We start from the raw sequence: 12,420 nt of genomic DNA on the forward strand, positions 1-12,420 counted from the left end.
GCAAAATAAAAGGCCGGAGGTTTTGCCTCCGGCCCTTTTTGTTTCGCATCATGCCGCGTAACGCTGGTCTCGCCGGCGGGGATCGCCCACGGAGAATTGCCCCACCTGTTCGGTCAGGCCATCCGCCTCGTTGGCGAGCGAGAAGGCGGCGGCCGTTGTCTCCTCCACCATGGCGGCGTTCTGCTGCGTCACGTGGTCGAGTTCATTGACGGAGGCATTGATCTCGCTGAGACGGCCGGATTGTTCGCGCGACGCGGTGGCGATTTCGCCGATCTGGTCGTTGACCGACTGGATGCGTTTCTGGATCTGTTCCAGGCTTTCACCGGTCTTCAACACCAGCGCCACACCGCTTTCCACATCACCCGCAGAGGTGGCGATGAGCTGCGTGATGTCGCGGGCGGCGGCGGCCGATTTCTGGGCTAGTTCGCGAACTTCCTGCGCCACGACTGCAAAGCCCTTGCCGGCCTCGCCGGCGCGCGCTGCTTCAACACCGGCATTCAGCGCCAGAAGATTGGTCTGGAAGGCAATCTGGTCGATGACATCGATGATCTGGCGGATTTTGGCCGAAGAGGTCTCGATGCGTTCCATGGCAACGATCGCTTCTTTGACGACAGCCGTGGATCTATGGGCATCCTGCATCGTATCCGCCGTGGCGGCGACGGCGACATTGCAGCGCGACAGCGACAGATTGACAGCCTGCGTCATGTCTCCGAGCGCCGCTGCCGCCTCCTCAAGGGCTGCTGCCTGACGTTCTGTGCGCCGCGACAGGTCTTCCGAGGCGCTTTTCAGCTCGCCGGAACCGGAGCGGATGGCATTGGCGCTTCCGCCGATATTGGAGATCGTCGCTTCCAGCCCTGCCATGGAGTTGTTGAAGTCGATGCGCAGATGATCGAGTGACGGAACGAAGGATTTTTCGATGCGAAGATCGAGCCTGCCGGCGGCCAGATTGGCAAGACCCGTGGCGAGCGCGTCCACGGCTTCTTCCAGTTCCCTGGCGCTTCTTGCCTTCTCCATCTCGCGCTGGGCGCGTTCCTCGTCCAGTTCTTCACCCTTGCGGTGGGCTTCGGCTTCCATCCGCTGCTTGTCCAGAATGCCCTGGCGGAAGGATTCCAGCGCGCGCGCCATGGTGCCGATCTCGTCGCCACGGGAAACTGCCTTGATCTCGATGTTGTTTTCACCGCCGTTCAGGCGTTCCATAAGACCGGCTAGTCCGGTCAACGGCTTGGTCAGGCTCGCGGAAACGAAAATCCCGATCAGCGTCATTATTGCAAGTACGGCCAGCGTTGCGACCGCTGCCCAGAAGGCGAGATCGTTGGCAGCGGCGAGAACCTTGCTTTCCTGCTGGCCGATGGCAAGAAGATGTTTCTGTCCGAAGACGGCGACCGGACGATAGGCATAGAAGATATTGCCCGCAGGTGTCTGCGCCATGACCGTTCCGGCGTCGTTTACGCTGGAAAGGGCAGCGAGACTTTCGGAAACGGCAGCATCCGCACCGCCCGAGAGGACGCCAGCCCTGAGTTTCCCGTCGGCGCTCAGGAGAACGGCGTCATCGATGGTCTTGCCGGTTTCCTCGGGCGTCACCACCGCGCCGATGCGATCGGCGGCGATGCGCATGATAACGGCACCCTTGCGCTGGAGCTGACCCCAGTTGGAGACGGCGAGCGGCATGCCGATCATGGCCGAATTATTCTCGCCATCGCTGAAGCCCGTGGTGCTGACGACGCCGTCCTTGCCGGCTTCGATGCGGTCGAACAGCTCCTTGATCGCGGCGTTCTGCGGTTCCGTTACATTGGTCAGGAAGTTCTTTCCCTTGGTCACGGAATAGATAATCAGGCCGTTCTTGTCGATCACGTAGATATCGCTGACGCGGGTATTACGCCAGACGCTGGCAATGGCGGCGTTGATGGTCGCATGACGAATGGCGTAGAGCAGCCGCAACCCTTCGCCGTTGAAGGAGGCGCGCTCCTCTTCGGAGACGCCCTCTCGGCGGAAAGCCTGGATGATGGCGTCCTTTTCCGTTGGAACAACGGTGGTCATCGTTTCCAGCGCCTGGGCCACCGCGGCGTTCTGCGACAGTTCGGAAATGCTCTGTTCGACGCGCAACGTATAGGCATCAAGCTGCTTGGACTGGTTGCCTGCAACCGTTTCGAGCCTGATCTTGCTGGCGTCGATCAGCCCCGATTTACCCATCTCGTAGGACAGCAGCCCCACCGACAGGCAGGAAACCAGTGTCGCACCGGTAACGAGCGCGGCAAATTTGGCTTTGATTGACAATGATTTAACTTTGACAGCAGTCGGATTTCCACCCGGCATCCTGTTTTCCTCCCCCCAAAAAACGTGGCCGTACCGTTGCAAAAATTGTTTACGGTCGCGTTAAAGGACAGGGAATTGTAGGATAATTTCCCGCATGGCGTGAAAAAATCGAAGAGCCGCGCCGATAGGAACCACGTAATAAAACTGCAACAGAACGGGCGCATATCCAGCGAAGATCAACGGCTGTTCATGTTCATGCAAGCTTTTCACGCTCCTTCTCTCGCCACAATCGATGATGTTTGCGGAACCCGCGCAGACGGATGTGACGGAGCCAATTTGCGATCTGCCCCGGATTTTGCCGTTGTCGTGCCCATGCACAATGAAGAAGCGAGCGTTGAAACGCTGGTGGCAGAGATCGTGAGCGCCTGTGCGCCGGTCGGCCGCTTCGAGATCGTGGTGGTGGATGACGCTTCTTCTGACCGCACGGCGGAAGCGGTTCTGGCGCTCGCTGCCCGTTACAACATGTTGCGGCTGGTGCGGCACGACCGCCAGGGCGGTCAATCGGCTGCGATCCACAGCGGAGTGCAGGCGGCGCGCGCGCCTATCGTATGTATGCTGGACGGCGACGGCCAGAATCCGCCGGACAATCTGCCGGCACTTCTTGCACCGCTTCTGTCCGCCAATGCACCGCGCCGGCTTGGGCTGGTGGCCGGCCAGCGCGTCGGCCGGCGCGACACGCTGGGAAAACGCCTTTCCTCCCGCTTTGCCAACGGGCTTCGGGCGCGAATTTTGAAGGATGGCACGCGCGATACGGGCTGCGGCCTCAAGGCCTTTCGCCGCGACGCCTACCTCGCTTTGCCCTATTTCGACCATCACCACCGCTACTTCCCGGCGCTGTTCAATCGTGACGGCTGGCAGGTCGCCCATGTCGACGTCACGCACCGGGCACGGCTGCATGGAAATTCCCATTATACCAATATCGGCCGGGCGCTGGTGGGCATCCACGATCTGATCGGCGTCGCATGGCTTTTGCGCCGGCGCAAGCGGTCAAGCTGGGCTGAAACTTTCATAACGGAGACATTGCCGTGAACGTACCGGCTTTATGGTCCATGCTGCATGTGAACAGCTGGGAAGAATTCGTATGGGTCTTGACCGGTTTCATGGGCCAGATGCTGTTCACCATGCGTTTTCTGCTTCAATGGATTTCTTCGGAACGGGCTAACCGGTCAGTCATGCCGGTGGCTTTCTGGTATTTCTCCATTCTTGGCGGTCTGGTTCTGCTTTCCTATGCACTGTGGCGGCGCGACCCGGTCTTCGTTCTCGGACAGGCTTCCGGCCTTCTCATCTATGCTCGAAATCTCTGGTTGATCCATGCAGAACGCCGCCAGCATGCATGAGGCGGCGACCTTGCCTTATGCGCAGGCGGACGATGAGCGTCGATGGCTGACATTCGCGTTTTCAGCGATTGTCCTCGTAACCGCGCTGCGCGTCCTTGGGCTGGCCTTCAACCGCACCGACCTTTTCGTCGATGAGGCGCAATATTGGCTGTGGGGCCGCGAGATGGCGCTTGGCGCCTATTCCAAACCGCCCCTGATCGGGTGGTTTATCCGCGCGGCAACCATTCTGGGCGGTGGTGAGGGCACGTTTCAGGTGCGGTTGGCCGCGCCCGTGGTGCATGGGGTCGCGGCGGCGGCCATCTTCGTGCTTGGCCGCATGATCTATGATGTCAGGCAGGCATCCCTGGCCGCCCTTATCTATCTGACCTTGCCGGCCGTGACGCTCGGCAGCCTGCTGATCTCGACCGATACGCCGATGATGCTGTTCATCGTGCTGTCGATGATATCAGTGCGCAAGCTTGCGCTGGCCCGCAACGAGGGGAGGGCGGCGCCGGGCTGGAGCATCGCTCTCGGCCTCTGTTTCGGCCTCGGCCTGATGTCGAAATATGCGATGATCTATTTTCTGCCCTGCTTCATTGCCGCCGGCTGGCTTTGCGAGGCATGGCGCATCCGGCTGCGCGACGCGGTCATTGCTGCGTTCGTCTGCGTTGCCGTCATCGCGCCCAATCTGTGGTGGAATGCGGCCCATGATTTCATGACGGCACGCCACACCGCCGACAATGCCAACTGGCACGGTGTCCAACTCAAGATCGGCTCCGCGCTTGAATTCTTCTTTTCCCAGGCAGGTGTGGTTGGGCCATACGTCTTCGTCGGTATGATTGTTGCGACAATCCGCGCAAAAACCGGTGAAGCACGCGCACTCGTCGCTCTTTCCGTACCGATCGTGCTTTTGATCACGGCACAGGGTCTCATGTCGCGGGCACTCGCCAATTGGGCGGTGGGAGCTTATGCGGCAGGCGTACTGCTGGCGGTGCCGATCCTGGCATCGCGACGTTGGCTCATCGTATCCACACTGGTCCTCGGCGGCATCGTCGCAATCGCGCTGCCGCTGATGACGATAGTGGGAACGGGCCTGCGCCTGCCGAACAGTAAACTGGCGATGGCACGTTATCTTGGAAGCTCCGAGCTGGTATCGACCGGCCTGTCACGGGCGCGTGAAGCAGGCGCGGACGCAATTGTCGCCAATGATCGTTCGATATTGGCCGAGCTCTTTTACCAGTTGCGGGACGAGAAACAGATGTTGACGCGTGCGCTTCCGGAAACCGGCGTGCCGTCCAGCCATTATGCCCTTCTTTATCCATTGAAGCCGGGCGAAGCGAAAAATCCGCTGTTTCTGGCAAGTGCCGATGGCTTGCCGGCGTGTCTTGCAGGCGAGGAGCCGGTGGCGCACTGGACCGCCGGCCCGGGCTTTGTCGAGGGCAGGGAAATCGGGCTGTGGCGCCTGCCACCACAGTGCATCCCGGAGAGCGTCAATGGGCAATGATGTCTCGCATATGCGGATCACCATCTGGGTTACGTTCGCAGCGCTTGCGCTGGTGATCCTGTTTGCGACCTTTCCCTCTATAGATCTGCGCTTTTCCGCCTTGTTTTTCTCGCCGGTGGGCCAGCCATGGCCTGGCCGGGAGCCGTTTCCGGAATGGCTGCGCGACACGTTGCGGGAAGGTGTCGAGCTCGCCGCGCTTCTGACTTTCCTGGTCCTCGTCGGCAATCTCCGGCTCGGCACTTCGCAGCGAACCGGCTGGCGAGTCTGGGCGTTCCTTTGTGGTCCCGTGATCCTCTGTGCCGGGCTGCTGGTCAACGGCGTGCTGAAGGCCATGATCGGTCGCGCGCGTCCGTTCAGCGTTACCGAATTTGGCGGGCATCAGCTTTTCACGCCACCTTTTCAGTTCAGCACTCAATGCTATTCGAACTGTTCGTTTTCTTCGGGTGAAACCGCGCTGATCGCGAGTTTTTTCCTGCCCCTCTGTGTGCTTGTCTGGCCGCGCCTGCGGCCCTATGGGCGATGGGTGGTGGGCGCCTTTGCCGCCGGGGCAATCATCCTCATGTCCGGTCTTCGCATCGCGGCCGGCGGGCATTTCCTCAGCGATGTGGTGATGTCCATCCTGTTTTCGGCCCTGACGACACTGTTTCTGTACCGGGTGCTGGCGATAAGCCACCACCGTCACCTCTTCAGCGGTGCTGCCATCTCGGCCGATACGATCAGCCTTTGGCGCAATGGCCGCCACGCCATACTTACCCGCGTTCGGGGCTGGTGGCCGAAAATCAGGGCTGCAGCCACCCGTCTCCAACGGCCCCCGGACACGGGTGCGGCGTCGTCTTAGTTGGGAGTTCGAGGTGCAGCATCGCTGGGGTGGGAGCGAGCGGCAAGACAGTTCCGACTTATCCTCGGGGTTGTCCCTATTGCCCGCGCGCCTTGATTTTATCGACGTGGTTAGCTCCTCGGCACAAGGCCGAGGATCACGTTGAGTGAATATGCGCCCACTTTGGCTCAAGCGCATGCCGGAAAAACCGGCAGACGTAGGCAACCCTCAGCGTGATTGCTGAATTTATTCAGTCGAACAGGCCGGAAACCGACTGTTCCTGCGCGGTCCGGTTGATTGCTTCGCCGAGCAGGCCGGCGGTGCTCACCACGCGGATATTATGCGCGGACTGGACACCGGTGGTCGGCTGGATGCTGTCGGTGATGACGAGTTCGCGCAGCTTGGAAGAGGCCACGCGGGCCACCGCGCCGCCGGACAGTACGCCATGGGTGATATAGGCAGTAACGCTGGTCGCGCCCTTTTTCAGCAGGGCTTCAGCGGCGTTGCAGAGCGTGCCGCCGGAATCGACGATGTCGTCAATGAGGATGCAGTCCTTGCCGGAGACATCGCCGATGACGTTCATGACTTCGGATTCGCCGGGACGGTCACGGCGCTTGTCGACGATGGCCAGAAGACAGTCGAGGCGCTTTGCCAGCGCACGGGCGCGAACCACGCCGCCGACGTCAGGCGAAACGACCATGACATTGTTGGTGTCGTAGTGATCCTTCACGTCGCGGGCGAGAATCGGTGCTGCAAAGAGATTGTCGGTGGGGATATCGAAAAAGCCCTGGATCTGTCCGGCATGAAGATCGAGGGTGAGAACGCGGTCGGCGCCGGCTTCGGTAATGAGATTGGCAACGAGCTTGGCGGAAATCGGAGTGCGGGGGCCGGCTTTGCGGTCCTGGCGGGCGTAACCGAAATAGGGAAGCACCGCGGTAATTCGTTTGGCCGAGGAGCGGCGCATGGCATCGATCATGATGAGCAGTTCCATCAGATGATCATTTGCCGGGAAGGAGGTGGACTGGACGATAAAGACGTCCTCGCCGCGCACGTTCTCGCTGATTTCTACGAATATTTCCTGGTCAGCAAACCGCTTTACAGTGGCATTTCCGAGAGGAACATTAAGATACTTGCAGATCGCTTCGGCAAGGTGCCGGTTCGAATTGCCTGCGAAAACCTTCATTGCGGCCGCCTGTTTCCATGCCATCGCCTTGCGCCACGGGGCTCAATCCGCCGTAACCAAGCGTCGTTCAAGGGGAGGAACATCCGGCTGAAAAGCCTTTGCCGGATACGCCTTGTTGCCATGCGCGCCTTAATAGCGCTGTTGCTTCCGATTGCAAGAGGACTCCGCGCTTTCACAATGATTTTCGTGAAATCTCTGTGACTTCTCCCGTCGTTTCACCTCATCCGCTTTGAGACTGCTTCCATGACGTGTAGTCGTTGAGTGTTTTTGCAGCGATGTCCTGCATGACTTTGTCGGTCACGGCGGCCCATGGATCACTGCCTCGCGCGGTCACTGCCTCCTGCCCCTGCAGGCGGTGCAGCCGCACGCCATTGGCGTCGAGAACGTCCCACACGTATACGACATTGACCTTGCCGCCATCGGCAAAGGCGGAAAAATATCCCTTCAGAATATTTTCGGCGGAATTGTCGTTGGATGCGCGGATTGTCAGCCCTTTGGCCCGCGCTTCGGCCCCCAGTTGGCGGGATAGCGGTGTCACCGCCTGTACCGGTGCGCCGATGATGGGCAGGAAGCGGATGGAATTCGCGGCGGTGGCAGGTGCAAGGGAAGCCGTCTGCTGTGATGGCGGTTGTTGCGTGACGGCGGGGGCCGCGGCCGCGGTCTGGTTCTGACGGAGCGGTTCCCCGTACTGGCTGCCATTGGACAGCGCCTGTGCCTGTGCCTGCAGGGAGTTCTGGGGTGCATAGGCAGGGACGGACGATGCGATTGCCGGCCCGCCTGCGGGTGCGCGGTCGGCGGCTGCCGCCATCTGGTCGAGATCACCCTGTGTTACCGGCGTCGACTGTGATGCATTGTGGCCGACATCCACCTGTGGCGTCAGCGCTTCCGTGGTGTTGCAGCCGGACAGGATCAGTGCCAAAGCCGGAACGATGAGGGCAACCCCCAACCGGCTCATGCGATTTTCCCTCTCATGTTCCGCTCCTTCTTGCCCAAGGTGGCGCAATGTAAGGGCGGTTTTCCCGCTGTGTCAAACCCGGGGGCGATTTAAGCTGTGAGAAGATCGAGGCTGTGACGCGACAGTGGCTCCGGCGCGCCGTCCGTGGTCAGATATGTCTGGCCGAGCGTCATGGCCGTGCCGGAATCGGAATCCATCACGATCATATGCACGAAGAGTGTCATGTCGGGCGTGATCTCCTGCGGGTTGCCGGCATGGAACATCTGATGCTCCATCCAGGAGGGCGAAAAACGCGCGCCGAGCGAGTAACCGCAGGAGTTCAGCCGATGGCGGGTGAGGCCGCGCTCGTCCATGACGCGGGCATGCACATCGAAGACATCGCCAAAGGTCTTGCCCGGCCGCAGCACCTCCTCGATGGCGGTGAGGTTTTGCAGGCAGGCGCTGTAAAGCTCCTTCTGGCGGAAGTCTTGTTCGCCGATCACCACCGTGCGCATCATGGCGGCATGGTAATGGGCGCTGACGCCGGCCCATTCCAGTGTCAACTGATCCTTGTTGTCGAGGACACGACGGCCTGCCTTGTAGCGGCATAGAAGCGCATCCGCGCCTGAGCCGATGATGAATTCATTGGCGGGGTAGTCGCCGCCGCCCGCGAGCACGGCACCCTGCATTGCCGCAAGAATGGCGGCCTCGTCCGCGCCGGGCTTGATGAGCGGCAATGCTGCATCGAGAGCCTCATCGGCCAGCTGGCCAGCCTTGCGGGCATAGGCGATTTCGGCGGGACTTTTGACGAGCCTGAGGGTGCTGACGAGATACGACGCATCGGCCATCTGGCCGAAGCTCGCAAGCTGGTGATCCAGCAGGCGGGCGACACGGCCGGTCATGCCGTGGGTGTCATATTCCACGCCGATCTTTGCGCCCAGAAGGTCCAGATCGCTCAGCAGGTTTTTGAGATCGAGCGTCGGGTCGGCATTGGGTCGATCGACCCAGAGGAGGACGTTCTCGATGATCGAAGTATTGCGGGCCTGACGCAGATCGGCCGAGCGTGTCAGCAGCGTCATGGAGCCGTCCGATTTCACCACCAGCGTCTGGAAGAAGCAGTAGCCGAAAGTATCGTAGCCGGTCAGCCAGTACATGCTTTCCTGGGCGAAAAGCAGCAGCGCATCCAGCTTCTCCTCGGCCATTTTCGCGAGCAGCCGCTCGCGGCGGGCATCGAATTCCGAAAGCTCGAAATGCAGGGCCATCTTAGTCCTCCAGAATTGCGATTGCGGAAATCTGCCGGCCGTAATCGGGTTCGGCGCGGTGGGTGGTGCGGCGGTAGGAATAGAAGCGTTCTTCGTCCGGGTAGGTGCAGAGACCAAGATTTTCCGCCTTCACACCGGCTTTGGTCAGGCGGTCGATGGTGAACTGCTTGAGATCGAACAAGGCGTGGCCCTCTTTCTCCGCCCTGGAGAAATAATCCGCGTAAGCGGGCTCGATATCGGTGAAACGCGCGACATATTCCGGCCCGACCTCATAATTGTCCTGGCTGATGGAGGGGCCGAGCGAGGCAGCAATACGATCGCGGCTGGCCCCGAGCTTCGTCATCGCCTCGATCGTGTTTTCCAGCACGCCGAACAAAGCACCCTTCCAGCCGGCATGGGCGGCACCCACGACGCCCGCTTCCGCATCGGCGAACAGGATGGGGCCGCAATCGGCGCTCAACACGCCGAGGACGAAACCGGGTGTCGCTGTCACCATCGCATCTGCCTGCGGACGGCTGCCGTCATAGGTTCCGTCAACCACGACAACCTCGGGGGAGTGGACCTGATGGACCGTGGCGAGGCGGTCTGGGGCAAGGCCGAACCATTGGGTTACGCGGCGGCGGTTTTCCTGCACCCGTTCCGGCTCGTCATCAGATCCGAGCCCGACATTGAGGCCTTGATAAAGACCATCGGAAACGCCGCCCTGCCGGGTGAAAAAGCCATGGCGGATGCGATTTTTATCGAAGGCGGCGAGGAGGGGACTCTGGATGGGGAGCGGCAGCGTTACGTTCTGCATGGTGCGGGAGTTCCTTGGAGAATTTCGCTGTAGCCCAGTGGAGCAGGGTCAAGCGAGATGTTTCCTGTTGCCGCGGCGTTGCGCGGCGTGTGTGATGCAGTGTGCCTGCTTCGTGTGTCGCGACGATGTTGGCCCAGAGGTTATTACGCTGTCAATCCACCGCACGAAACGGCAGAAGATGGAGCGCGGGACTGGAAACGGCGATGACTTTGAAAAGTTCCCCCATCTTGCCGGCGCCTTCGCCGGCGAGGCGGTTGACGGCTTCGGCGATGGCGAGGGTCTGGTCCGCGGTTGCCTTGGCGGCGAGCGCGCCGGCCCGTTCCTTGAGGCCGAGGCCGTAGAGGAAATCGCCCTGTCTCAGGGTGCCGTTAACGTGAACACCGGTCGCCTCGGCCGTTTTCACAAGACTTTCGAAATCGACATGGCTGGTCAGATCGGCTTCGCCTGGATGGGCGAGCGGCGGATCGAAGGCATGGTTGCGCATGGCCTGCAGCGTGTCGCCATAGCCGGCAACCAGATGGCCGTAATCAATGGCGAGCGCGGTGCCGCCATGGGCGGACAGGCGCTGGCAGATTGCGGTCATCACCGCTTCCCGGGCAGGCGAAATCTCGAATATCGTGCCAAGCGGCTGCCGTTCGGGCTGCGGCGGAAGCAGCGCCGGGTCTATGCTGGCAAGACCCGTGGAGAAGACGAGGTCGCCATTGGCATCGAGGCTGACCACGCGTTCGCGGAAACCCTGCGGCGTCCTGACGAATTGCCGGATCGGAATGGCGTCGAAAAGTTCGTTGGCGACAAGCAGCAGGAAACCATCAGGCACATCGTCGAAACTGTCATGCCATGCCAGTCGACCCGCATGTTCGGCCAGCGTTTCCTTCTGGATGGCGGAAAGGCGGGGGCTTGTCTCCACCAGATGCACCCGCATCGTCTCATAGAGCGGCGGCGCGATGCGGCGGATGACGCGCAGCATGTCCGCCATCATGGTGCCGCGGCCGGGGCCGATTTCCACCAGCCGGGTTTCAGCGGGTGCACCGTGCCTCTGCCACGCATGAACCACGAAAACACCAAGCATTTCACCGAAAAGCTGGCTCACCTCCGGGGCGGTGATGAAATCACCCGAACGGCCGAAGGGCTCGCGGCTCTTGTAATAGCCATGTTCCGGATCGGCGAGGCAAAGTGAAAAGAAGTCGGTTACGCTAAGCGGACCGTTGAGCCGGATAAGTGATTTGATGCGTTGCGCGAGCGGTGTGGTCATGGCTGGCCATACCGCTTTAGGCGACTTTTGTCGCGCGGCGCGCGCGCAGGACGGCCCAGAGGCCCAGAAGGAACATTGGAGTGGACAGAACCATGCCCATGGTCAGCCAGTTGCCGGCGAGGTAACCGATCTGCGCGTCCGGTTCGCGAAAGAATTCCACGAAGATGCGTGACAGCGCATAACCGCAGACGAAGATGCCAGTGACGGTGCCGGGCCGCTTCAGAGCCTTGAAGGCGTAAATGGCGATGGCCAGAACGATGGCCAACACGAGGCCTTCGAGGCCAGCCTCATAAAGCTGGCTCGGATGGCGCGCGAAAGGGCCGCCTGTGGGAAAGACGACCGCCCATGGCACATCGGCAATGCGGCCCCACAATTCGCCATTGATGAAATTGGCAATGCGCCCGAAGAGCAGCCCGATGGGCGCTACGGCCGCGACGATATCGAACATGCTCCAGACAGGAATGCCGTTCTTGCGGGCGAAAAGAAGCATGGCGATCGTCGTGCCGATCAGGCCGCCATGGAACGACATGCCGCCATTCCATATTTCGATGGCTCTGATGGGATTGGCGGCGACCGCAGCGAGATCGTAGAACAGGATGTAGCCGATGCGTCCGCCAAGCACGATTCCGCCAGCAGCCCACAGGATGAAATCGTCAAGATGCTGCGCCGAGATGGGTGAGGCGTCGTTAGGCCACAGGCGATCCGTGCGGGCGAGGCGGCGGGCGTAAAGCCAGCCGAGCATGATCCCCGCAACATAGGCGATGCCGTACCAGTGGATCGCCAGAGGACCGATGGACAACGCTATCGGGTCGATGTTCGGGAAGGGCATGATGGCGAGTGAAGTGGGAGCGGCTATCAATCCGTATATATTCCGTCATCGTTGCTGGGCGGACAACGGATCATCCATTGTCTCAAAGGACCGGGCGATGATGCTCACCGGTTCTTTGACGCCAAGGAAAATGGCGATTGCGGTGGCGGCGGTCAAGGTGATTCTTTAAGCTATGGCTCAACATACCAAAGGTGACGCAAGCTCTTGGGATTTT

Annotated in this window: 11 protein-coding genes; 4 read left to right on the forward strand and 7 right to left on the reverse strand. The window is 60.8% G+C overall.

Features of this window, described 5'->3' with window-relative positions:
* Positions 1 to 48: 48 nt before the first annotated feature.
* Complete coding sequence (locus tag FHW77_RS05925; RefSeq protein ID WP_004442947.1) at positions 49 to 2,313, reverse strand: methyl-accepting chemotaxis protein; 2,265 nt, start codon at positions 2,311 to 2,313, stop codon at positions 49 to 51.
* A gap of 189 nt (positions 2,314 to 2,502) precedes the next feature.
* On the opposite strand from FHW77_RS05925, the gene FHW77_RS05930 reads away from it, so the two are divergent.
* From FHW77_RS05930 to FHW77_RS05945, 4 genes are read left to right on the forward strand one after another with little or no spacing between them, the layout of a single operon-like run.
* The gene (locus FHW77_RS05930) at positions 2,503 to 3,342 is read left to right on the forward strand and encodes a glycosyltransferase family 2 protein (RefSeq protein WP_004442945.1); all 840 of its coding nucleotides are present in this window, start codon (positions 2,503 to 2,505) and stop codon (positions 3,340 to 3,342) included.
* A gap of 20 nt (positions 3,343 to 3,362) precedes the next feature.
* Positions 3,363 to 3,650: a lipid-A-disaccharide synthase N-terminal domain-containing protein gene (locus tag FHW77_RS05935; protein ID WP_034498763.1), complete on the forward strand. Its 288-nt coding sequence runs from the start codon at positions 3,363 to 3,365 to the stop codon at positions 3,648 to 3,650.
* Positions 3,625 to 5,133, forward strand: coding sequence for an ArnT family glycosyltransferase (locus FHW77_RS05940; RefSeq protein WP_004442942.1), 1,509 nt, complete (start codon positions 3,625 to 3,627; stop codon positions 5,131 to 5,133). Before FHW77_RS05935 ends, FHW77_RS05940 begins: the two co-directional genes overlap by 26 nt.
* Entirely contained in the window at positions 5,123 to 5,971 is an 849-nt protein-coding gene (locus FHW77_RS05945; protein WP_034498766.1) for a phosphatase PAP2 family protein, read from the forward strand. The genes FHW77_RS05940 and FHW77_RS05945 overlap by 11 nt, the downstream gene beginning before the upstream one ends.
* A gap of 229 nt (positions 5,972 to 6,200) precedes the next feature.
* Here the strand turns inward: FHW77_RS05945 and FHW77_RS05950 are convergent, their stop codons facing one another.
* The 6 genes from FHW77_RS05950 to lgt form a co-directional block, all read right to left on the reverse strand.
* Positions 6,201 to 7,133, reverse strand: a complete 933-nt coding sequence (locus tag FHW77_RS05950) for a ribose-phosphate pyrophosphokinase (protein WP_003522877.1) — start codon at positions 7,131 to 7,133, stop codon at positions 6,201 to 6,203.
* A gap of 220 nt (positions 7,134 to 7,353) precedes the next feature.
* Positions 7,354 to 8,088 (reverse strand): hypothetical protein, encoded by a 735-nt coding sequence (locus tag FHW77_RS05955; RefSeq protein WP_004442940.1) that lies wholly within the window; start codon positions 8,086 to 8,088, stop codon positions 7,354 to 7,356.
* 89 nt (positions 8,089 to 8,177) lie between these two features.
* Positions 8,178 to 9,329: a M24 family metallopeptidase gene (locus tag FHW77_RS05960; protein WP_004442939.1), complete on the reverse strand. Its 1,152-nt coding sequence runs from the start codon at positions 9,327 to 9,329 to the stop codon at positions 8,178 to 8,180.
* Position 9,330: 1 nt separating this feature from the next.
* Complete coding sequence (gene pgeF / locus FHW77_RS05965; protein ID WP_004442938.1) at positions 9,331 to 10,125, reverse strand: peptidoglycan editing factor PgeF; 795 nt, start codon at positions 10,123 to 10,125, stop codon at positions 9,331 to 9,333.
* Positions 10,126 to 10,276: 151 nt separating this feature from the next.
* Positions 10,277 to 11,377, reverse strand: coding sequence for a class I SAM-dependent methyltransferase (locus tag FHW77_RS05970; protein WP_004442937.1), 1,101 nt, complete (start codon positions 11,375 to 11,377; stop codon positions 10,277 to 10,279).
* Between the two features lie 16 nt (positions 11,378 to 11,393).
* Positions 11,394 to 12,206: a prolipoprotein diacylglyceryl transferase gene (gene lgt / locus FHW77_RS05975; RefSeq protein ID WP_034498768.1), complete on the reverse strand. Its 813-nt coding sequence runs from the start codon at positions 12,204 to 12,206 to the stop codon at positions 11,394 to 11,396.
* Between the last annotated feature and the right edge of the window lie 214 nt (positions 12,207 to 12,420).

It is taken from the genome of Agrobacterium sp. RC10-4-1 (assembly GCF_014138475.1).
In the GTDB taxonomy this organism is placed as follows: Bacteria; Pseudomonadota; Alphaproteobacteria; order Rhizobiales; family Rhizobiaceae; genus Agrobacterium; species Agrobacterium pusense.